This is a genomic window from Oceanobacillus sojae, from assembly GCF_900162665.1.
GTDB classification, from domain to species: Bacteria; Bacillota; Bacilli; order Bacillales; family Amphibacillaceae; genus Oceanobacillus; species Oceanobacillus sojae_A.
This window is the reverse complement of the sequence record NZ_LT727810.1, coordinates 666,778-690,414: the sequence shown is the minus strand read 5'-3', so window position 1 is coordinate 690,414 and position 23,637 is coordinate 666,778. Positions and strand designations below refer to the sequence as shown.

General features: G+C 36.0%; 22 protein-coding genes and 2 pseudogenes. 1 reads left to right on the top strand and 23 read right to left on the bottom strand.

The genetic code is table 11. From position 1 onward, the window contains the following. Positions 1–23: 23 nt before the first annotated feature. The 3 genes and pseudogenes from BN1068_RS06930 to BN1068_RS06920 all read right to left on the bottom strand — a co-directional run. Positions 24–911, bottom strand: coding sequence for a PIG-L deacetylase family protein (locus BN1068_RS06930; RefSeq protein WP_439822973.1), 888 nt, complete (start codon positions 909–911; stop codon positions 24–26). A gap of 147 nt (positions 912–1,058) precedes the next feature. Then, complete coding sequence (locus BN1068_RS06925) at positions 1,059–1,400, bottom strand: hypothetical protein (RefSeq protein WP_077602088.1); 342 nt, start codon at positions 1,398–1,400, stop codon at positions 1,059–1,061. 50 nt (positions 1,401–1,450) lie between these two features. Beyond that, positions 1,451–1,885 (bottom strand): annotated as a pseudogene (locus BN1068_RS06920) (ATP-binding protein); the annotation flags it as partial. Between the two features lie 22 nt (positions 1,886–1,907). Between BN1068_RS06920 and BN1068_RS06915 the strand changes: the two are divergent. Further along, a pseudogene (locus BN1068_RS06915) lies at positions 1,908–2,324 on the top strand (ATP-binding protein); the annotation flags it as partial. Here BN1068_RS06915 and BN1068_RS06910 read toward each other — a convergent pair. The 20 genes from BN1068_RS06910 to BN1068_RS06815 all read right to left on the bottom strand — a co-directional run bounded on the left by BN1068_RS06910 (position 2,315) and on the right by BN1068_RS06815 (position 23,637). After that, a complete protein-coding gene (locus BN1068_RS06910; protein ID WP_077602085.1) occupies positions 2,315–3,337 on the bottom strand; it encodes a glycosyltransferase in 1,023 nt (340 codons plus the stop codon). The pseudogene BN1068_RS06915 and the gene BN1068_RS06910 sit on opposite strands and share 10 nt — an antisense overlap. Beyond that, positions 3,337–4,512 (bottom strand): glycosyltransferase, encoded by a 1,176-nt coding sequence (locus BN1068_RS06905; RefSeq protein WP_077602084.1) that lies wholly within the window; start codon positions 4,510–4,512, stop codon positions 3,337–3,339. The genes BN1068_RS06910 and BN1068_RS06905 overlap by 1 nt, the downstream gene beginning before the upstream one ends. 33 nt (positions 4,513–4,545) lie before the next feature. After that, positions 4,546–5,736 carry a glycosyltransferase gene (locus BN1068_RS06900; protein ID WP_077602083.1) on the bottom strand — a complete coding sequence of 397 codons (1,191 nt, stop codon included), beginning with the start codon at positions 5,734–5,736 and terminating at the stop codon, positions 4,546–4,548. Between the two features lie 43 nt (positions 5,737–5,779). Beyond that, entirely contained in the window at positions 5,780–6,919 is a 1,140-nt protein-coding gene (locus tag BN1068_RS06895) for a polysaccharide pyruvyl transferase family protein (RefSeq protein WP_077602082.1), read from the bottom strand. Positions 6,920–6,974: 55 nt separating this feature from the next. Further along, positions 6,975–8,168 carry a glycosyltransferase gene (locus BN1068_RS06890; protein ID WP_077602081.1) on the bottom strand — a complete coding sequence of 398 codons (1,194 nt, stop codon included), beginning with the start codon at positions 8,166–8,168 and terminating at the stop codon, positions 6,975–6,977. Continuing rightward, a complete protein-coding gene (locus BN1068_RS06885) occupies positions 8,140–9,294 on the bottom strand; it encodes a glycosyltransferase family 1 protein (RefSeq protein WP_077602080.1) in 1,155 nt (384 codons plus the stop codon). Before BN1068_RS06885 ends, BN1068_RS06890 begins: the two co-directional genes overlap by 29 nt. Further along, positions 9,281–9,652: a helix-turn-helix domain-containing protein gene (locus BN1068_RS06880; protein WP_077602079.1), complete on the bottom strand. Its 372-nt coding sequence runs from the start codon at positions 9,650–9,652 to the stop codon at positions 9,281–9,283. Before BN1068_RS06880 ends, BN1068_RS06885 begins: the two co-directional genes overlap by 14 nt. A gap of 3 nt (positions 9,653–9,655) precedes the next feature. Continuing rightward, positions 9,656–10,810, bottom strand: a complete 1,155-nt coding sequence (locus BN1068_RS06875) for a DegT/DnrJ/EryC1/StrS family aminotransferase (protein WP_077602214.1) — start codon at positions 10,808–10,810, stop codon at positions 9,656–9,658. A 68-nt stretch (positions 10,811–10,878) separates the two neighbouring features. Further along, positions 10,879–11,676 carry a methionyl-tRNA formyltransferase gene (locus BN1068_RS06870; RefSeq protein ID WP_077602078.1) on the bottom strand — a complete coding sequence of 266 codons (798 nt, stop codon included), beginning with the start codon at positions 11,674–11,676 and terminating at the stop codon, positions 10,879–10,881. Next, positions 11,677–12,312, bottom strand: a complete 636-nt coding sequence (locus tag BN1068_RS06865; protein ID WP_077602213.1) for a sugar transferase — start codon at positions 12,310–12,312, stop codon at positions 11,677–11,679. 15 nt (positions 12,313–12,327) lie between these two features. After that, complete coding sequence (gene galE, locus BN1068_RS06860) at positions 12,328–13,392, bottom strand: UDP-glucose 4-epimerase GalE (protein WP_077602077.1); 1,065 nt, start codon at positions 13,390–13,392, stop codon at positions 12,328–12,330. A 16-nt stretch (positions 13,393–13,408) separates the two neighbouring features. Next, positions 13,409–14,491 (bottom strand): EpsG family protein, encoded by a 1,083-nt coding sequence (locus tag BN1068_RS06855; protein WP_077602076.1) that lies wholly within the window; start codon positions 14,489–14,491, stop codon positions 13,409–13,411. A gap of 23 nt (positions 14,492–14,514) precedes the next feature. Continuing rightward, entirely contained in the window at positions 14,515–15,405 is an 891-nt protein-coding gene (locus tag BN1068_RS06850) for a glycosyltransferase family 2 protein (protein ID WP_077602075.1), read from the bottom strand. A 1-nt stretch (position 15,406) separates the two neighbouring features. Beyond that, entirely contained in the window at positions 15,407–16,519 is a 1,113-nt protein-coding gene (locus BN1068_RS06845) for a glycosyltransferase family 1 protein (protein WP_077602074.1), read from the bottom strand. Continuing rightward, positions 16,504–17,658, bottom strand: coding sequence for a glycosyltransferase family 4 protein (locus BN1068_RS06840; RefSeq protein ID WP_077602073.1), 1,155 nt, complete (start codon positions 17,656–17,658; stop codon positions 16,504–16,506). The genes BN1068_RS06845 and BN1068_RS06840 overlap by 16 nt, the downstream gene beginning before the upstream one ends. A gap of 43 nt (positions 17,659–17,701) precedes the next feature. Next, complete coding sequence (locus BN1068_RS06835; protein ID WP_077602072.1) at positions 17,702–19,525, bottom strand: polysaccharide biosynthesis protein; 1,824 nt, start codon at positions 19,523–19,525, stop codon at positions 17,702–17,704. Positions 19,526–19,795: 270 nt separating this feature from the next. Beyond that, complete coding sequence (locus BN1068_RS06830; RefSeq protein WP_077602071.1) at positions 19,796–20,443, bottom strand: CpsD/CapB family tyrosine-protein kinase; 648 nt, start codon at positions 20,441–20,443, stop codon at positions 19,796–19,798. After that, positions 20,424–21,167: a YveK family protein gene (locus BN1068_RS06825; protein WP_077602070.1), complete on the bottom strand. Its 744-nt coding sequence runs from the start codon at positions 21,165–21,167 to the stop codon at positions 20,424–20,426. Before BN1068_RS06825 ends, BN1068_RS06830 begins: the two co-directional genes overlap by 20 nt. A gap of 485 nt (positions 21,168–21,652) precedes the next feature. Beyond that, entirely contained in the window at positions 21,653–22,648 is a 996-nt protein-coding gene (locus BN1068_RS06820; protein ID WP_077602069.1) for an ABC transporter ATP-binding protein, read from the bottom strand. After that, positions 22,645–23,637, bottom strand: coding sequence for an ABC transporter ATP-binding protein (locus BN1068_RS06815; protein WP_077602068.1), 993 nt, complete (start codon positions 23,635–23,637; stop codon positions 22,645–22,647). The genes BN1068_RS06820 and BN1068_RS06815 overlap by 4 nt, the downstream gene beginning before the upstream one ends.

Here is a 23,637-nt window from a genome sequence, read left to right as displayed (position 1 = left end):
CTATCTGCATTCATCGTAATTATTTAAATGACTGACTTTTCTTTAACATATAAATTATTTCCAACTTCCGGATTAAGGGGTGTTATATTATTCTCAGCATCCTCAAACATTTTAAAGAATTCATAAAAATAATCTAATTCTTCTTCAATCCGTCTCTGACTTCCATGGAATATATTAATGTTAAATTCAAAAGCTAATGCAATATATTCCAAATAAAATAATTTTCTATAAAAATTCTTTTCACGAATATTAATATTATTTCTCTTTTGTAAAAACAGAATTGCTTCTTCAATACATTTATCTAATTTACTTGAAAATTCCTGAAAGCTAATAGAATTAATCTTAAATAGATTATAAAAATACATAAAAAATAAGTCNGAATTAGCAAAATTTATATTCCTTGTTCCTAATGGTTGTATCTGGTTATATTCAGCCCATTCGAATACATTATCAAACTTTAATTTCTTACAAACTGATTTTACAACAAAACTAGTAATATCGTGATCACTGTGACCGCCCTCAATACAATGAACATAAATTCTTTTTGGTTTTGTCTTTTTTATTAACTTATTAAGATCTCTTGCAATATTTTTTAAATAACGATGGGTTCCTGCATCCGGATAGCCTAAACAAAGTATGTTTCTTTCTAAGATATCAAGTAATTTTAATCCTTTTAACCCTTCATTGAATCTTACCTCTGCTATTATTTTTGAATCGTTGACTTTCGTTTTCCAACTCGCACCTTCGCCGGCTGTTCCATTTGTTACATAGGTAACCATTATCTTATCTCCATCTTTTCTATGGCGATGTAATGTCGCACCTAAACCTAATATTTCATCGTCAGGATGAGCAGCAATAACAAGGATATCCGTGGATCTATGCAGATCTTCAGATATATTTCGCCCAAGCATTTTTGTTGGATATCTGTATATTCCTCTTACATATTCAATGAATTTAATATATCTATCTAAGCCAATATTCATTTGACTTAATTTACTAATTAAATTTTTAAGAATCAACAAATTAAACACGCTCCTATCTGCATTCATCGTAATTATTTAAATGACTGACTTTTCTTTAACATATAAATTATTTCCAACTTCCGGATTAAGGGGTGTTATATTATTCTCAGCATCCTCAAACATTTTAAAGAATTCATAAAAATAATCTAATTCTTCTTCAATCCGTCTCTGACTTCCATGGAATATATTAATGTTAAATTCAAAAGCTAATGCAATATATTCCAAATAAAATAATTTTCTATAAAAATTCTTTTCACGAATATTAATATTATTTCTCTTTTGTAAAAACAGAATTGCTTCTTCAATACATTTATCTAATTTACTTGAAAATTCCTGAAAGCTAATAGAATTAATCTTAAATAGATTATAAAAATACATAAAAAATAAGTCGTTGTGAGCGTCAAGTAGAAATGAACACTTTTTGCTAATTAAATTTGGACACTTTCTTCCATGAAAATGGAAGAACGGTGTTTCATTCGATAACTATCATCATCATGAAAATGAATAACTTCAGCTCGATGTAAGATTCTATCTAGGATGGCCGTTGTAATCCCTGGGTCACCTAGTAATTCTCCCCATTCATTTGGTCCTTTATTAGAAGTTAATATAATTGAAGCCTTATCATAAAGGTCGTTAATAAGATGGAAAAATAAATTCGCTTCACGTGTATCCATTGCCATAAACATTAAATCATCAATAATCACTAAATGAGAGGAACGAACTCGTTTCATTCTCGTTTGTGATTTTCTAGTAACTTCTTCTGTTTTTAATGTTTGAATCAGTTGCCCCATGGAAATAAAAGAGACTTTATATCCTTTTTGTATGGCTTCTATTCCGAGCCCAGTGGCCAAATGCGTTTTCCCCTTATGTAAAGCTTTCTATAAAGGTAAGTCTCATCTGGTTACAGCGCTTGGTCGAAAGGCATGTAGATCTGGATATGAAATCCGTTTCTATCGAGTGGCCGATTTGGTAGAACTACTTGAAAAGTCTTGGAGAGAAGGACGCTTTCAAGCCTTACGCAATAGGTTTAATAAAGTAGAGATGATTATTTTAGACGAGATGGGATATGTTCCATTTAGTAAGGAAGGCGCTGAATTATTATTCCAATTGATATCTGATTGGTATGAGAGGTCTAGCCTCGTGATTACATCCAATTTAGAATTTAGTCAATGGAATAGAATATTTACAGATGCGCGTTTAACAGCTGCATTAGTAGATCGAGTTATTCACCACGCGCACATTTTGAGCTTTACTGGGGATAGTTATCGCGTCACACATGCGCTTTCCAATCATCAATCATAATAAAATACGGGCTGGCAAAGTTCTAACCTTTTCATTGCAATCTTGTAACCTTTTAAGTTGCAAAACACATCGTGTCTTGATGGTTGGACATATAGATTTGTTTTTGATATATATGGATATGGATTCAATTTAGGACCTAATAAAATAAAATGATCTGATAAACCATAATGATTTATCAGACTAGTTAGTTTCTCGTATTCGTGTTTATACTCTTTACCTCCTACACAATACCATCTTACTTCATATCCGGCATTACGTAACTTTGCTAAAACCTTTACTGCAATATCCTGCCCTTTTTCGTGAGCAATTCTTCCGACTGTTAGAATACGTGTACCTTTATATTCTTCATCAAATTCAATTTTTTCTGTAGATAAATTCTTAATTATTTTTTCCGAAACAATATTTAGAAATACTTCTGTCTTCTGTGTTAAATTAGGAATTCTATTTATTAATTGTTCCCTTGCCTCGTGTGAAACAACGTATATTTTATCAAATTTTCTATATAATTTTTTATATAAACCTTGGTCAATAAAATGCTTTGAAACATCAAAATGTACCCAGGATATTTTCTTTTTTGCCCTCACCTTATTAATTATGTAATAATCAATTACTTCTGTAGGACCTTGATAGGCAATAGCAATATCATACTGTTTTGGATTTTTCGGTACACGTTGAAAATAATATCTATAAAGAAGAATTCTATTTTTTAATTCTCTGGAAAGAAAATATATTAACCCAAAGTTAAATGCTTCTAAAAACCTTTTCCTTTTTAAATACTCACGAAAGGTTTTTGGGGGAGACTGTCTAATTAAACTCCAAACTTTGGTAAACCAATCTACTTCCTCTGTTTTTACCCAATCAGGTATTGCTTTTAAAAATTCTCCCTGTTTATTTAAGAACATAATCGTTATGTCATACTTTTCTTTTGGTAAAACAGATAGTAACGAAAGCAGTGATTTTTCAACCCCACCTACATCCATTGTAGTAACCATAAACAATACTTTTTTCTTCATTAAATTGACTCCTTTACTACTAGAATTTTTTGCGTTTCAATTATTAAATTTTCCTCAAACCTTTTCCTTTTTTCTTCATTACTTATTAAATATTCAACCGAATTGTATATTTCTTCTTCATCAATATTAGTTATTAGACCATTCTTTTGATGAACTATTTGCTCATGAGCACCTGTAAAATTAGTCGTAATTATCGGTTTCCCAAAGACCTTAGCTTCTCCAAGCGTTATACAGAAGCCTTCATGCCGGGATGGCTGCACGTAAATATCACATTGTTTTAAAAAGGGATAAGGATTTGGATGTGCTCCTAATAAGATAAATTCTCTTTCAACATGATATTTCTTAATAAGAAATTCATATGCAGATCTGCTGTTACCTTCTCCAACGCAGTACCATCTGACTTTATATCCCTTTTCTTTCAGCTTTGCTAATACTGGAATAACAAGATCCTGTCCTTTTTCTTTACTTAATCGTCCGATAGTTAATATTCTTATGCCATCAAACTCATCATTGAAGCCGGCCCCTTCATCTGCCATTTGTAAAATTAACTCAGAAGAGATTTTATTAGGACAGGAATCTATATTACTTTGTAATTCAGGCAGTATATGAACTAAAAGGTCTTTTCCCTCATTTGACACCGTATAGATTCTGTCAAATTCAGGATACAATCTTTTGGCAAATGGCAGATCAAACCCAACCTTCGTCACATCAAAATGAATCCATTGCAGCTTTTTTTCAGCACTTATTTTATGAATAACAAAATAGCTTATGAGATCCATCGGACCTGCATAAGCTATAGCTACATCATATTCATTTTTTATATCCGCAATATTCCTTAATATATATTTTAAAAAAATACTTTTATTTTTCAGGATTCGGGACAATCCATATATCAGCGAGAAAGTTATTGCTCTAATAAGCCGGCCTTTTTTAATAAGATTCCATATAGTCCGTCTGGGGGGATTCGTAACCATTCCTTTTATTTCAGAGTATTCATGCACGTATTCCACGTTGACATGATTTGGAATTGCATTCAAAAAGCCTCCATATTTCTCCAGCATTAGAATCGTAATATCATATTTATGTTCAGGTATTTCTGCTATCCTATTAAGCAATGCCTTTTCCGTGCCGCCAATATTCATATTGATCAGCATAAATAACATTTTCGACTTCATACTGCTACCCTCTTTCTACAGGCGCATATTATGTTATCCAATAAATTGATAGAACTTCTTTATTTCCTCCGTATTCCCCTTTTTTTCCCGCTTCAGATAATCTATGATACTTTGTCTAAGCTCAGGCTCATTGATTAATCTTAATATCCCTTCTGCAACAGCTTCCGGATCCATATCTACAACAAGCCCATTTTTTTCATGAATCATTTGATTATAGACTGCATCAAACTTTGTTGTTACAACAGGCGTATTTAGCATTCTTGCTTCAGCAATTGCAAGACCGAATCCCTCAAATCTGGAGGTCTGCACATACATATCAGCATGCTCAATAAACGGATACGGATTTGCCTCAACCCCTAATAAAATAAAGTGCTTTTCTAATTGATATCTTTTTATATCCTCTTCTATTTCTTCTTTTAAAGGTCCTTTCCCTAAAACATACCACTTAAAATGAATTCTTTTTTCTTTCAGTATTTTGCATACCTGAAGAGCAATATCATAACCTTTTTGAGCAGATAACCGACCGATGGTTAAAATTTTTATTCCATGAAAAGAATCCTGATAATTATTTCCTGTCTCCGCCATTTGGAAGATAAGCCGTGGGTTATTGATATCGTACATTACCTCTATTTTATCTTCATAATAAGGAAAACGTTCTAATAATTCTTTTTCAGCTGTTCTTGATACAGCTATAATTTTATGATAGTGATTATAATATTTCTTTTGGAATGCTATATCTTCCTCATCTATTATGTATGTAGCGTTAACCCAGGCAAGCTTTTTCTCTGCTTTCACTTTTTCTGCTACATAATAAGTAGGAACCCCTTGCGCATAGCTGATTGCCACATCGTACTTTTTATTATTGTTTTCTATTACTTTTGACGCGCTTTTCCAATAAAGAATAGCCCGTTTCGTATTATGATAGTCCTTTTTGTAAATTGCGATAGAGTATCTGATTCTTGAAAAAAACATTTGAACCGCTTTTTTTGAAAGGACATATTGCATAGAATGTTTTATAGTTCGATTTGTAAAAGTTGTATAGCTCAATGGTGGAAGTACATTTACTTGTTTTGGCAACATTTTTTCTAAAATATTGTCAAAGGAAAATAGTTGTAAATCTACATTGAATTTTGAATAATCCAGCATGGATAATAGAGATACTAAGCTCTTCTCTGCCCCGGCAATATCTAATGAGTCAATCACAAATAAAATATTCTTTTTCATTTTTATTTTCACCCCCTGCTTTGTTTCCCTATGTTACTTCATTTTATCTATTTTCGCTTAACGGCTCTCTCACTTCCCCGGAATGTAAAACAATATCTAAATACAGTTTAGATTGAGCAATTTTCCCGTTAAGAATCAATTCACTTTCTTTATAGTCTATTGGATTTAATAAATCTTTCATTTTATAACATGGATGTACTAGCCTTGATTCTAATTTTAAATCCTCCAGAAAATCCCTCATTCTCGTATTGATAGATTCTCTTCTGTTTACAATGGCAAAGTCTTTTTGATACAGTACTGAAAATACTGCGGCATGAAATGAGTTGGAAATAATAAAGGCTGCATCTCGGACAAGGGAAATAAACACATCCGGACCGGCATACCGGAAATACTTATCCGCATAATTTACCTTTCCTGGGTTGATGCTGTATATTTTCAAGTTCTTCTCTTTTGAAATCTTTACAGCAATCTCCTTTATCAGCTGATTATTATCAAAATCATAGACCAGAATATACTTATCATGAAATTGTTTTTTTCCTATTTCATTCCAATCTCTTCTGGTTAGTAAGAGAGCAGGGTCCACAACCTGTTTTCCATTATAGATTCCCATTCTATTCAGGATGCTAATACCGCTTTTTTCCCTGACGCTTATTCCATCCAGCCTTTTTATTCTTTTTTGAACAAATGGAATCAGATCCGCTGCAATTTCTTCTGTAGCAAAGCTGGCAGCAAAAGACGCTTTTGTTTTTCCTTTTGGTACAAAATCTAAATAAAAGGCTGGGTCTTTCCCATTTTGATAAAGACCATTCCAAATCTGATCACTTCCGCATAAATAAACATCTCTTTCAGGCAGTTTATTCTTTAATTCCTCATTAGAGCGGTATTGACTTTTTGTTACTGTTAAATAAGAAGCTGTAAATTGATCAAAAGCTCTTTTCCTTTTCAATCCTGGTATTCTTAATGGAACTTTAATTCCTAAATAAAATAGCTTTGTCAGCAAATTCTTCTCCCATTTCGGATTATTGATTCGAAATAATTTATAATGATTGCTTAAATACGCTGGTTTATAATCAATGATTTCTACATCATGACTACATTGGGTTAAATATCTTAATAATGCAAATGCCTGTAATGAGGCTCCATGATTGTAGGCACCATGACATGTGATTGTGTAAATTTTCATATTACACCTCGTTTTTTCTATCCGTACGTGTATCTTACGCCTCTTTGAATAGTCGTTAACACGACGATATAATTAAATCATACAGCTTACTTAATTCGTGGGTAGAGTTATTAAAATTGGACATGGAACAATGATGAGCTAATTTCTTCCTTAATTTTAAATTATGATACAGTTCCTCTATACCATCCGCTAAACCATCAACAGATAATTCACAAATCATCCCATCATATCCCTCCATAATTTGACTTTTAGCAGTAGAATAATTTGTTATCAGCACCGGCTTTGCAAGAATTTGTGCTTCACTGACCGTTACTGCCTTACCTTCATAGCGGGAGGGCTGAACATAAAGGTCTGCTTCCTTCATATATGGATATGGATTGATTTTTTTTCCTAACAAATAAAAGTTATCCTGAAGTTTATAATCAGATATAAGACTTCGAATCATTTCCTCGTCTCCGCCATAGCCGACAACATACCAGGCAAGGTTGTGATAGCCTCTTTCTTTTAAAAGTTTCAGCGCCCGGACTGCATTATCAATACCCTTTGCATGAGATAATCTGGCTACGGTAATAATTTTAAAACGATTATCGTAAATCATTGGATTTTCAAGCTTTTCTGCTGCTAATGCCTGGATAAGATCGGGTGAAGTAATATTTTCGATAACAGTAACTTTCTTCTTTAAAATAGGATATTTGTTTATAAATGCCTTTTTACATTCCTCGGAAACTGCAATAATATAATCGAATTTCATCCACATGCTTATATCGACTGTTTCATCGGTTTCCACTACAGAAAAGTCTGTATGTATCCACGCAATTTTCACCTTAGCCTTAACCCTTTCTGCCACAAAATAATGCGGCCATAAATAGCTTATTGCCACATCATACGCTGCTTCCAGCTTTGGTAAAAATGGCAATGCATACCTCCACATGTACTGCATTTGTTTATAGCCCGTTTCTGAGCCTTGATTTCTGAGAGCCTTATATTTCGCCAATAAACGGGCCAGCCCAATAGTCAGATGTCCTGATTTAAAAATATCCTTGATAGACATCCGGAACGTTTTATAGATGTCTGATTCTTTCAGCAGATTAGGCTGCTCCGGCAATTGATCCATAAAATCTCCAGTATGACTGTACAGCATGACATCAACATGATAATTTGCATAGTTAAAATTATTTAACATGCTTATCAGGCTGCGCTCGACTCCTCCCACCTCCAGATCAAAGGAAGCTATCAATATATTTCCCATGCTCATCGCCCTCATTAGATTGATAAATTTTATTTAATTTTTTTACTGCCTGCTTTACAGAGTAACCGTTGTATTCAAATCCTTTTTTGATTTTAGATAGATCCTGTTCTTTTTGCCCCGCTTTTTCAATAATCTTATCTGCCCATACACTTGGATGATCTGATAAGGACAGTCTTGTAAATAAACCGACATGAAGATCTGCTTCCGGCTGGATGGCCTCTGAAACAATACATGGAACGCCGCTTGCCTGTGCCTCTAATAATACTAAGCCAAGACCCTCGTAAATCGATGGAAAGACAAAAACATCCATACTATGTAATATAGTTGGAATATCTTCTCTTACACCGGTAAACTGGATATTCTCTTTCAGGCCTTCTGCTGATACAATGGCTTCTATCTCACCGCGTAAATCTCCTTCTCCTACGAATAATAGTTTTATCTGCTTATCTCGTTGAATGATTTTTTTCATTACCTCTACTAAGAATGTATGATTTTTCGCTTCTATAAATCTGCCGATATGTCCAATGATGATACTTTTCTCCAGACTCTGCTGGTTCAGAAATCCATTCACTTTCTCTTCTGATCTGTTCAAATACGGATAATAATCGATAGCATTAGGAAAATACGTATACTTCGAAGCTGCACTTCTTTTTTCTCCAAATAAATATTTCCCGGCTGCCTCACTGCATGCCAACAGATCTGTTGAATATTGAACAATAAAAAAACGCATTGATTTCAGGTAGAGCTTTCTAAGCAGCCCTTCACTGTCATCTAGCGTTGTATGTGCATGGGAAATTCTCACTTTTATGCCTGCCAATCGTGCTGCAATCATGGAGAGTCCACAATGAAATAAGGTATGTGCATGAACAGCGTCATAGGGTCCAAACTTCTTTATCACATGATAGAGTTCGAGAACGGAATTCGTTTTTTTTAGCCGGATAATCCTCCCCCCCAATTCTCTAATTTCCTGATCATAATGTGCTTCTTCCTGATTGTAGGAGATAAAATCAAATTGGATTTTTTCACTATCTATATTCCGGTACAAATTCATTAACATAGTTTCTGTCCCAGCCCGGTTCATAGCACCAACAATTTGTAATACTTTCATTTTCTCAGGATTTTTCATCTTTATCCCCTGCTTTATCATTTTTATCCAAATTCTCCTGCTGCCATTTTGCAAATTCAATTACTGCCTTAAACGCTTGTAAGTCATTCGTTTTTACACCTGACTGCTTAAGATCCTTTACAAATTGCAGCCATTTTGTTTCTGGTATTTGCCCTATTCGTGATTCTTCTGAGATGAACGTATTGACCTCCACATTCAATACACCTGCCAGTCTTTCTATAATTTGCAGGGACGGGTTTTGGTTTAAATTTCGTTCCATGTTACTTAAATAAGATTTTGATATATTTGCACGCTTTGCACATTCTGATAAAGTCAGCCCTCTGGACTTTCGTATTTTTTTGATTTTCTCTCCAATCATGACTTATACCTCATATTCTTGTAATTTCATCTCAACTCTTTTACGAATGGTGCTGTCAAATATATTTCTTATACATCTTATTACCCGATGCTGTTCCACCTCTGTTAAACTGGAGCCTGAAGGAAGGCATATCCCCGTTTCAAACAATTTATCTGAAACAGATCCTCCTTCATCATGCATAAAGTATTTTGCCCTTTTGAAAAGCGGCTGCAAATGGAGCGGTTTCCAAACTGGACGGGCTTCTATATTTTGCTTATTCAGTGCATCTAAAATTTGCTTTGCTGTCATTCCCGCTTTTCTGTCATCAATAGTCAATGTTGTTAACCAGCGGTTGCTCTGTGTACCTTCCAGCTCTTTCATAAACTTTACTCCAGGCAAATCTGATAAAGCTTGAAAATACATATTAAAAACATTTCTTCTTAACCTCACTCTGTTATCCAAAACCTTTAATTGTGATCTGCCGACACCTGCCAACAGATTGCTCATACGATAATTAAAGCCGGCTACACTGTGCTGATAGTGTGGAGCAGGATCTTTTGCCTGCGTTGCAAGATATCTCGCTTTTTCCAATGCTTCCGTATCATTTGAAATAAGCATTCCGCCGCCGGAGGTTGTAATAATCTTATTTCCATTAAAGGAATAAATACCATAATCACCGAATGTACCGCTGGCCTTTCCTTTATAAAGTGACCCTAATGATTCAGCTGCATCCTCAATAATAGGGACACCATATTCCTTACATAAATAAACAATTTCATTCATTCTTGCGCTCTGTCCATATAAATCAACTACAATCACCGCTTTTGGGAGTTTTCCTTCAAAAGCAGAAACTCTTAATGCTCTTTCTAAAGCTTTCGGGGACATATTCCATGATTCTGGATCGGAATCAATAAAAACCGGACTTGCTCCCTGGTATAGAATTGGATTTGCACTTGCAACAAAGGTTAGTGTAGAGCAGAATACGGTATCTCCTTCTGTTACACCTAATAATAATAAAGCCAAATGAATTGCTGCTGTCCCTGAACTTACTGCAACAGCTCCTTTTGTCCCTGTTTTTTCCGCTATTGCCTTTTCAAATGCGTTCACATTCGGCCCTAATGGTGCAATCCAATTTGATTCGAAGGCCATTTTTATATATTGAAGTTCGTTTCCACTCATATGCGGCGGAGATAGATAGATTCTTGATTGGGTCAATAAAAACAGCTCCCTTTTTTGAGCAACCTTTTTTAATTCTTCACAAGTCTTTTTTCAGAAGTTACAACATTTGCGGTGCTATCTTTGTTCATTAACTGTTTCAGGATAAAATCGTTAATTAACGTATATTTTTTTCCTTCTACTTCAATAAAGGCACCGTTGTATGGCGGGAACCAAAAGGCTCTGATTTTTAAGTCTATATCATCTTTGATTAAATCAATTTCTTTCATTTCCTCCATCTCAACTCTGGTAATATATCTTCCTTGATGAACATCTTGTTTGACAGAGTCCAGCCTTCCCTGCGACGATATGACATCTAAAAGAACACTTTTATATAGCTCGACTTGAATTTCCTGTGTCTTCTTTTCTAAGCTTGCCGCTGTCTCCATCCGGTAATCAAAATTAAATTTAAAGGTCCGGATGATATTCCCTGTATCAATTTCACTGTCTACGTAGTGGGCAGTGGCTCCCCACTTCGGCAGTTTATTTAAGATTGCCATATTATATCCGGCTGTCCCCCGCCATTCTGGTAATAAAGCTGGATGAAAATTAATGCAGCCGAATGACGGTCCGCTGATTAACGGTTCCTTTATCTTCTTCCAAAACAAATAAGAAACAATTAAATCAATTTGATGATCAGGCTCATACAGGATATTCTCCGCCTCTTCCATTGAAATAACAGGAATCCTTAATTCAGAAGCTTTTTGGGCAGTTGGTGAGTTGGGGAAATGTGAATCGGTAACAACGGCTGCAATTTCCACCCCTTGACTTAATGTCCACTCTATGAGCTCTGCTGCATATTTTTTTCTTCCCATAAAAATAATTTTCATTTATACATCCTCCGAATCTCCTGTGAAATATTGAACGGTTGCTTGTTCTTCCTGATGAATACCTTCTTTTATAAGGATTTTATTAATTGTCAGCAGAATAATTTTCCAATCTCCCAGAAAGCTGATATTCTCTGTATACTTCACATCGAGCTGAAATTTGTCCTCCCAGCTGATTACATTTCTTCCATTGATCTGTGCCAATCCGGATAGTCCCGGTCTTACTTCATGGCGACGTTTCTGATGCTGGTTATATAAAGGTAAATACTGCACCAATAGAGGTCTTGGTCCGACAATGGACATATCGCCTTTTACTATATTAAAAAGCTCAGGCAGTTCATCAAGAGATGTCGACCTGAGTAATCTGCCAAACCTGGTCAGTCTGACATGATCAGGAAGCAGATTCCCTTTTTCGTCTTTCTCCTCCGTCATCGTCCGGAATTTATACATCAAAAAAACCTCTTCATGAAGCCCGGGTCTTTTTTGTTTAAAAAATACCGGACTGCCCAGTTTCGCTTTAACAAGAATAGCTATCATCAGAAACAGCGGACTGAGAATAATAATAGCTATTGAAGCTAATATGAGATCCATCGGTCTTTTTACATATTTTCTGTACGTACCATCCCGGCGGATTTTCATTATACGCACCATAATCTATCCATAAAAAACACCGATGTCTGTCTCCACCGGTGTTTTATGATTACTTATGAAGTTGTATCCATCAGGATTATCTCTCTGCCATCGCCATGTATCGGCGCACATTTTCTCTATTCCTCTCAACGCCACCCAATTTAAATGGTTCCGTGCTTTCGTCGAATCTGCATAACAGGTACTAATATCACCCGATCTGCGACGCACAAATTTATAAGGAATTCTGATTCCAGAGACTTTTTCAAAAGCTCTTATGACCTCAAGTACACTGTGTCCTTTCCCTGTTCCTAAGTTATAAGCTTCTACTCCTATTCCTTTTTGAACTTGTTCTAATGCCCGTAAATGCCCAACTGCCAGATCAACTACGTGAATATAATCTCGTATACCCGTACCATCTGCGGTAGGATAGTTATTCCCAAATACTTCGAGCTGCTCTCTTTTCCCCACTGCAATCTGTGAAATATATGGCATCAGGTTATTTGGAATCCCGCCTGGATCCTCTCCAATCAAGCCGCTGTCATGCGCTCCAATCGGGTTAAAGTACCGTAATAAGGCAATACTCCATAGCGGATCAGAATAAGCCAGGTCTTTTAATATTTCCTCTATCATTTGTTTTGTACGGCCATATGGATTTGTCGCTTCCAATTTCGTATCCTCTGTAACAGGAACTTTTTTCGGATTGCCATACACTGTAGCCGAGGAGCTGAACACAAGATTTTTCACAGAAAATTGCTGCATCACTTCAAATAATAGGAGACTGCTCACGACATTATTTTGATAATATTGTAATGGAACAGATATGGATTCCCCTACTGCTTTTAGTCCTGCAAGATGAATAACAGCATCTATTTGGTTCTCGGAGAACACCTTTTCCACATTCTCTTTATCCAAAAGGTTTATTTGATATGTTTTAAATGCTCTTCCTGTTATTTCTTTTATTTTTTGTAATGCTGCCGGACTGCTATTTGAAAAGTTATCCAGAACAATAATGTCATATCCTTCGTTTAAGAGCTCTACACATGTATGGCTTCCAATATAACCGGCACCCCCGGTCACAAGAACTTCCATTTGAACCCCTCCCTTGTCATAAGGTTAAAAAATCGCTTACATAATTTATTTTTAACGTAATGACAGCTTCATAATAATAGAAAGCAAAATAACTGATGATCAGGATTAAGTTAATAATTTTCTGATCTTTCTCTCTAAATAACTTAGGTAACCAGGAAATAAGAATAAGCTGATAAAGCTGAAAATAGATGGATACCCTGGCAAAAATCCACTCCTGTGTTGAAAAAACCATAAAAACTAAACCGACCAGAGACATATTTACAATAAAATCACTGTCAGGGAAGATTTTTCTTAGCTTCTTTCTCCCTAAAAAAGCAACAAAAAGAGGGCTTGCATCCACAATAACCCTGATAATATTAGCCCCGCCCTCTGCAAATTCGTCATATGCGCTATACTGCGAATCCTCCAACGCCTTAAATAATAAAGCCGTAAATTGTTCATATCCAAGTACTACAATTACTGAAAATGAAATAAAAACAATTGCCGTCTTAGACCACGCTTTAAACCTGACCAGAAAGTACATTGGAAGCAGTATTAACGCACTTTGATGAAAGAATGAAGCAAAAATAACAACAAGTCCATACTTAAAAAAATTACCGTTTATCAAAAATTTTATTGCTGTAAATGCAATTGCTGCAGCCAGTAATTGTCTCATGCCATTCATCGAAACTAAGAATAGCCCTCCTGTTATATATACATATAAGCTTAATTCCACTAACCTGGAATATTTGTATAATACAAGGACAATAAGAAGATTCGTTATCAGTGCAGTAATAAAAATCAGAACCTGTGAATCAGCTGATATATAGTTTTTTATAATCATTTGCAAAATGCCGAACCCGATATCTTTTTCAGCGGTAATATATTCCCAGGTGAAATCGTTCGTTTCAAATATATTCCGATAATTAAACGTGTCCCCTATTCCGGCACGAAGCCCGGAAATCAGTATAAGTGACAGGAAAGCTCCAAATACGAGCAGCTTGTTAGGTTTTATATGAATAGGTAAACCTGGATTTGTTACCAATGCAGGTTTTGCAAAATACCTTGCAAATAATGTACAGAGAAAAACAATAGCAAGATTGATCCAAAGTAAAGTCATTTGCTATATCCTTTCCGCTAAAATTACACGTTCACTCTCCTGTTTTTTGATAAAACATATAAATATAATAAAAATCCCAAAGGAAAAGCCAAGGCTGTAAGTATTTTTTCCGGCGTTTCTTTGATAAATGCTCCGTTTTTGCTGATTAAATTACTGGATACATAATGGATTGCCTGTCTGAATTTAAATGCTGTATCAGCAAAGGGCAGCTTCATCAGCTCTTTACGGTAGAAGGAAAAGCCGAGCGGGTTATTATGATATTGTTTCAGCATATTCATTGAAGAGCCATCTGCAAGATACTCCACATGACAGATGACTTCATTCATTAATAGCAATTCATAATCTTTATCGAGCATGTAATATTTATATGCCAGCCCTACATATTTCTCATTTTCAAAAATAGGGTACGGATATTTTTTAGTTAATGCTGTGCGGTAAACCAGCTTTTTATCTCCTGTTACTCCATGTTTATAATATAAATCAAACAAACTAGCCTGTTTTAGATGCTTTGGGAGAGTTGTTCCAAGGATTTGATTACCCTTATCAGCATCCAGCCCAACCATCCCGCTGACCTTTTCACTACCATACACTTTCCAAAAATCAAGAATTTTTTCTACTGCATCGTCTGGCATATAATCATCGGAATCAATACAAACATTCAATTCTGTATCTATTTTTTCATATGCTGTATTATGTGCTCCATGCATTCCCTGATTTTTCTGCCAGCAGTAATTTATTTCCACTTTCCCTTCCTCCTGCCATGTCTCGATCAGTTCCTTCGTGTTATCTGTTGAGCCGTCATCGATCACTAACCAGATAAAATCTTTACACGTTTGTCTTTTTAAACTCTCATAGCAATGATGCAGACAATAAGCTCTGTTAAAGGCAGGAGTAAAAACAGTAAGCTTCTTCATATTACATCCCTCCCACCGATAAATACTTTGTTTGGAGGTCTGCAGCTGTATGCTTGATATCATACCCTTTCGTTACCAGGTGTTCCTTTACAATTTCTCTGGAAGGAAGTTCTTCTTTTAATTTCATGACCTTTCGTACCCACAAATCCTTATCGGATATGGACAATCGATGAATCAGTCCTAAGTCCATATCAACTTCTTCTGTAATAGAATCAGAAATGATACATGGCAGTCCGGAGGCTTGTGCTTCAACAAGTGTAACTGGTAACCCTTCAAAAAAGGATGGAAAAATAAAGAGATCAAACATCTGCAGCAGGTCGGGAATATCATCTCTTATCCCAAGAAATTTTATTTTTTTATCCAGTTTCAACTCTTTAACTTTTCTCTCCATTTCCTTTCTGGAAGGGCCATCTCCGACAAATATAAGATACAAATTTGTCATTTCCTTATTTAAATCATGAAATAGATTGATGATAAATTTATGATTCTTTTGCTCGTGAAACCTTCCTACATGTCCAAGAACGAATGCCTCATCCACAATATCGAAAGTATCCCTTAACAAGCTTCCTTTTCCATTTGAATATTGAAATTTATCTATCTCGACACCATTATTCAAAATAAATGTCTGCTTTGCTTCAGACATAAACATCCATTCTGCCGCAGCCTGTGAACATGCATATAGATGTGTCGCATTTGGTCTGATAAATCTTCCTGCATACCACTTATACATTTTTATAAATAGATGCCCTTCACTTTGTGTATTGTGGCTATGTGCAATCCGCACCGGAATACCGGATTTTTTTGCTGCCCGCATGACAAATCCGCTCATCTTATCCATATGGGAATGGACAATCTTGAATGTTTTATGTTCAGCAAAGAATGCATCCAATGCCTGCAAATAACCAAAATGTCCCGCTTCCGTAAGATAGGGAATGCGATAAATTCTCCCTCCCAACGCTTCGATTTCTTCATCAAACAGTCCTTCTTTACAGGTAAGGAAATCAAATTGAACTTTTTCTCTGTTTATGTTTCTGTACAGATTCATAATGAGTGTCTCTGCGCCGCCACGGTTCATATTAACTACTGCATGTAATACTCTTAATGGACTGCCCAATGAACTTCCCCCCATTCCCCCATATGCTTTTCGTAAATTTTTCTTTTTTCCATAAGTATTTTATTTATAGTATAGGCTGATTCAATCTTTTCCCTGGCACACTTTCCAAAAGTAAGTCCAGGTTCAGCTATATTGGATACTTGGATTAATTTGTTGGCAAACTTAACAGCATTTGGATTGGAGATAATCCAGCCATGCTTCCCATTCTCGATAAGTTCCCGGTGCCCCCGGTTATCCACTGCTATAACAGGTAAACCACAAGCCATTGCTTCCATAATATTAACGGGCAATCCTTCTCTTAAGCTGGATGCCACCCCTATATCACACATCGGCAGGATTTGATCAATATCTTTTCGAAACCCAAGAAAATTAACCATACCGTTGACTCCCAGTTGATAGGCCAACTGCTGACAGCTTTTTAATAACGGCCCTTCTCCGGCGAGTATTAGCTTTGCATTGGGAACTTTATCCTTTAATAAAGCTAAAGCATGTAATAGTAACTGCTGGTTTTTATTTTTATTAAATTCGGCTGCATAAAACAATAAAAAGTCATCGGCATTATATCCAAATGACTTTCTTAACTCCCTCTTTTTCTTTTCATGTACAGGCTTATATTTCTCTGTATCTACACCGACTCCGTGTACATGTTCAATAGACCCCGCTTTAAATTTATGTGTTCTTGCTAAATGATAATCCTCCTGATTAATCAGTATCAGTGTGTCCGTATAGATTGACAGTATTCTTTCAATCGGATAATAGAACAGCCAATTTTGTATTGGCGCTCCTTTACAAAAATGAAAACCGTGCGCTGTATAAATAACCTTTGTTCCTTTTTTTCTAGTTTCCCTTGCCGCCAGCCTGGCCAGCACACCACCAAATGGTGTATGACAATGAATCATCGAGTAGTTATTTTGGTGAGTGATCTCTTTCAATTGTTTATATGCTTTTATATTTGCTGAATGAAAAGGGGATCGCTGAATTGCAATATTGTATTGTTTATCAGTATATGGCAAATCGATATTCCCGGCTGCAGCAACATGAACTTCCCAGCCCTGCTGTTGGAACCAATTCATATATGGCAAATGAAAAGCTTTAAAATGATAATCTACTGTGGCACAAAATAGTATCTTCTTAGACACTTAAAGCTCACCCCTTTCCTTTTTTAATCCATTCTTCTATGTTTTATATACTTACCGCCTGCAGTTCTTTCATAACTACATTATTTGCTGCGTTCAATAATCGCTCTCTTAGTGCATCAGAGTCCATATCTTCAAATATTGCAATAATCTCGTTAATTTCATCTATATAGATATTTGCGGTCTTTCCCACATAAATTTTGGGATATATCTGATTGTTATGCACTTCATTCTCTTGAAGTAATTCTTCATAAAGCTTTTCACCAGGACGAACTCCTGTATATTTAATCTCTATATCATCCATGGAATATCCGGACAGCTTAATAAGATTTTTAGCTAGATCTATTATTTTTACGGGATTTCCCATATCCAGAACGAAGATCTCTCCACCATTCGCCAGGGCTCCTGCTTGAATAACAAGCCGCGATGCTTCTGGAATTGTCATAAAATAACGGACCATTTCCGGGTGTGTTACCGTCACGGGCCCTCCCTTTTTGATTTGCTTCTTAAATAAGGGAATAACGCTTCCGCGGCTGCCCAAAACATTCCCAAACCGGACTGCTGCAAACGTTGTGTCACTCTGCCTGTCCATAGCCTGCACAATCATTTCAGCTAATCGTTTTGATGCGCCCATGACACTAGTTGGATTTACTGCTTTATCCGTCGATATCATGATAAAAATACCAACATTAGTCTCGCTGGCCGCCTCAGCAACATTTCTTGTCCCAATAATGTTATTTTTCACGGCCTCTTCCGGGTTCCGCTCCATTAACGGTACATGTTTATGTGCCGCAGCATGATAGACTACATCAGGCTGATACTTGCGCATAATGTACAGCATCTTTTTTGCATCTTGAACATCCGCTATTTCCGTTATAAACTCCATTTCATTATCTTGGTATACATCTCTGAGCTCCATTTCTATAGAGTAAATACTATTTTCACCATGTCCCAGTAGAATTAACTGTTTTGGTTTAAAATTTGAAACCTGTCTCGAAATTTCTGAGCCAATCGATCCTCCAGCACCAGTAACCAAGACAACCTTATTTGAAATGTAATCTGAAATACTTTCCATATCCATCTCTACCGGATCTCTGCCAAGTAAATCCTTCACTTGAACATCCCTGAATTCATTAATAGAAATTTTCCCGGTGAGTAAGTCTTCCAGCAAAGGCAAAACCTGTGTTTTTACCTTTGTCTTTGCACACTCCTGAAATATGGTATTTAATTCTTTCCTGCTTAAAGACGGGATAGAAATAATAATATGTTCAATTTTATATTTCTCCACTATGTTTTCTATTTGATTTACACCGCCGGCAACAGGCAGTCCCAAAATGTCAAGATGCTGTTTTTTAGGGCTGTCATCAATAAAAGCAACAGCCTGTAAACTCCCTTCATTTTTCTTTAATAGTTGTCTGGCAACCATCGTTCCAGCTGAACCGGCTCCAACAATCAATGTACGAATTTTGTTCTCTGATTTATTCAGAATAGTATCGCGGTATATCCTCCAGGCTAAACGGGAACTGCCAATGAAGAACAAATGAAAAAGTCCGGCTGCAACAAATAGTTTCCAGGACAGTTCCTGTATGAAAACATAATGAATGACGATTGCTGTCAGAGCGGAATAGATAACTATTTTTAAAATAATTAATAACTCTTTAATGTTTGCATATTCCCAATGCTTTTTATAAAGTTTATATTTTATTGAGAACAAATGGTGTGAAAATAATATGGTAATACTGCCTATGAACATCGAAGTATTTAGCTGAGGAGCTGACGAACTTAATAGAAACATACCAAAGTAAATTGCTGCTAACACAATACAGGAATCGACAATAATAAATAAGGTTATTCGCTGTCGATGTGTCATTTTATGTTCCTCCTTTCTTTTGTATATACCTGATGACTATTTATTCCGAAAAACGGTCACTTCATCTCCTGATTCACTCAGCTAGGATTTATGTAAATATACTGGGCATCTAACCCGCCCTCACACTATACTATTGACAACGAATGCGTCTAAGGTTGATTCAACCCACAGCATAGCCGAGTGTCTACATTGATAACGGTAAGTATAACATCACCGGTATAATCCTAACCGAAAATTCTTTATAACGAACAAATCATTAAAAAAATATAGTTAGTTTAAAATTGCACCAATTAAATTTGCGTTTGCTAAATCGAGTAATCTTTTTGTTTTTACAGCTTTTTCAGTTTCCGTTTTCCCCCGCTTTAATACGAGGACAACACCTTCGCATTGATTGGCAATTACCCTTGTTTCAGTTGTTTGTAAGACAGAAGGTGAATCAATCAGCACCATATCATATTGGCTGTCCAGTTTACTTAATAATTTTTTCATAGCGTTGCTTTCAAGAACTTCTGCTGGGTTGAACACTTTGGGCCCTGCTGTGATTATTTCTAAATGAGGAACATCCGTACGATAAATGGTTTCTTCTAATTTTGACAGTCCTTTAAGAATATTAGATAAACCATTTGAATTTGGCATTCTAAAAGTTGTGTGCAAAATGGGATTTCTTAAATTTGCATCAATGAGCAGAACTTTTTCATTCTGCCTGGCCATTGAAACTGCTAAATTAGCAGTAGCTGTTGATTTCCCTTCTCCGTCCTCAGGTGAGGTAATTAATAAAATAGAATTTTTCTTTTTCTCCCGTAAAAATTGTATGTTTGATCGAATTGCCCGGAATTGGTCAGAAATGGCGGAATCTGGATTAGAATAAGTCAGTAAATGCAGTTTATTTGTGTTAGGGTTATGTATTTTGTTTAACATCAACTTTTCTCCCCCTCATCAGCTTTATTTTTCGGCTTTTTTTCTTAACTGCAAATTTTCTTCTATTCATATTGGATACTGTTCCTAATACCGGGACTCCTAATAAAGCTTCGACATCGCTTTCCTTTCTTATTTTTACATCCAGCGAATCTAAGAGAAAAACAAATCCGGTTCCAACGATAAGTCCGAAGACAAAGGTGATGATTGTTAAATTACTGGATGCCTGATTGATTGGAGAGGCGCCGGGTTTTGCCTCTGATAACAGCTGTACTTCATTAAATCCCAATATATTCCCCATTTCTTTTTTATACGTTGTGGCTGTTGCATTTGCAATTTGTGCAGCTATCTCAGGATCTGCATCTGTTACAGTTATTTGAACAACCTGGGATTCATCTACTTGGGAAACAGTAATTTGGTCTGCCATTGTATTGACGGACCTTTTTAATTGTAATTGTTCACCGACTCCATCCATGACAATCGGGTCTTTTATCATAACCATGAGTGTATTCATATCCTCACTGCCGGATCCCAGAATCATTCTGGTGGATGTCTCATAAACGGGGGCTTTATCATGACTGCTGAAATAGTAGCCGGCCAGCGTACTGATAACCGTAATAACGATAATAATCCAAAATCTTTTTTTGATTAAAATAAAATACTGCTTCAGATCAATTTCTTTTATATTTTTTTGTTCATCATAGCTATGAAAATTATTATTGTTCATTGGAATCACCCCTACCTTTTTTCATACTGTAATCAAATGTTCTTTATAAAGAACACCCTACCAAAAAAATATATCTGCTAATATATTTTATATATTAGTTCTTTATAAAGAACATGCCAATAGGAAATACAAATAAATTATTATTTTTAGCTCATACTAATCAAAAAGGAGGTATTTTAATGAGTGTAGACAAAGGTAAAAAGAAAAAGAAGAAAAGTAAAGAAGAATTAAATGCCATGAAGGGCGGCAAAGAAAGACATCGCAGAAATCGTTCTTAGTGTTTAAATCGCACTACAGCTAATAACGCCCGGTGATTAGAACTACCGGAGACCCCGGGCGTTTCAAATATCAGGATTGACAAACCTTAATCTATAGCAACCTCATTCCATTTTAAGTCCTTAGTACGGTTTGGTTTAGCATTAATCTAAATTTATTTTTCTTTTTCAGTTTCTAAAATTTCATTCTATATATCCTTTATACATTTTTTATATTATTGTTTCATCCTGCTCATCATACAAATGGCAGGCAACCCAATGCCCTTCCTTTGCTTCTTGAAAAATAGGATTTTCTTTCACACAACGCTCATGAGCATGTGGACATCTTAAGCGGAAAGGGCATCCAGATGGCGGGTTGGATGGGTCCGGGACATCTCCTTTTAAAATGATACGTTCCTTTTTCTCTGTCGTAGATAAACTTGGAATCGCTGAAAGAAGTGCACGTGTATACGGGTGCAGCGGGTAATCATACAGCTCATCTGTCTCAGCAAGCTCCATCATTTGTCCAAGATACATCACACCCACCCGATCACTTAAGTGCTTCACAACATTTAAATCATGTGAAATAAAAATGTATGTGAGATTAAATTCTTCCTGTAAATCAATCAATAAATTTAAAATTTGCGACTGAACCGATACATCAAGTGCTGACACAGCTTCATCCAATATGACAAGTTTCGGGTGAACAATTAAAGCTCTGGCAATACTGATCCGCTGCCGTTGACCTCCGCTGAACTCATGAGGGTATTTTTCCAATTGCTTTTTGGACAGACCGACTTTTTCAATCATTTCTCCAGCCCTTTGAACCGCTTCTTTTTTCGGGCACATCTGATGCGTTAAGAGCGGTTCAATCAATAACTCCTTCACGTTCATTCTCGGATTTAAAGAGCTGTAGGGATCCTGGAAAATCAATTGAAAATCTTTTCTTCTTTTACGGAATTCTTTTTTATTAATATCATACAGGTTTTCTCCGTTAAACCAGACCTCTCCCTCTGTCGGCTCCAGCAGACGTAAAATCGTTCTGCCTGCTGTTGATTTTCCGCAGCCGCTCTCTCCGACAATTGAAAAGGTTTCATTTTCCTTAATAGAAAAAGAAATGCCATTAACCGCTTTAACATGCCCCTGTGTTGTCTTGAACACCCCGCCTTTAATTGGAAAGTGTTTTTTTAAATTTTTCACTTCTAATACAACAGCTCTATGACTCACCCGGTTTCGCCCTCCTCTTCATGCAGCCAGCACTTGCTGGTATGATCGTGATTGACCTGAAATGCCGGCGGTTCCTGTTCAAAGCATTTTTCTGTGGCAAATGGACACCTTGTTGCAAAGCGGCAGCCCAATTCTTGATATTTATCTGGTGTCGGAACATTACCTGGAATCGAATATAATTTTTGCGACCGGTCTCCCAATGTTTTGATTGATTTCAAAAGCCCTTTTGTATAAGGATGCTTGGGATAATCAAAAACCTCTTTCACTTTTGCCTCTTCAACAACCTGGCCGGCATACATAACCGCTACACGGTCACAGGTTTCCAAAATAACACCCAGGTCATGTGTAATCATCAGGATTGCTGTATCATGTTTATCAGTAAGATTATTCATTAAATCCAATATTTGTGCCTGAATCGTCACATCAAGTGCGGTTGTCGGTTCATCAGCAATAAGCAGTTTCGGTTCACAAATAAGCGCCATTGCAATCATAACTCTTTGTCTCATTCCGCCAGACAGCTGATGCGGATATTCCTTTAAGATCTTTTGAGGGGGTGAAATACCTACACTTTCTAACATATTTACGGCTTTTGCACGCATTTCCTTCTTACTCATCGATCGATGCGCTTCCAGTACTTCTAAAATCTGATCTTCAATGGAATAAAGAGGATCAAGAGCTGTCATCGGCTCCTGGAAAATCATCGAAATATCATTGCCGCGAACATTGCGCATTTTTCTTTTCGACAAATGATTCAATACTTGTTCTTGATTCGTCTGTAAAACAATTTCACCGGATGCTATCGATAAATTATTTGCCAATAAATTAATGATAGCTAATGATGTTAAGCTCTTTCCGCTTCCCGATTCACCGACAATACCATACTTCATTTTTTTATCGATTGACAAATTAATTCCTTTGACAATATTATAGTGATTTCGTTTAGACGCATAGTCGATAGATATATCTTTTAATTCCAATAAACTTGCCAA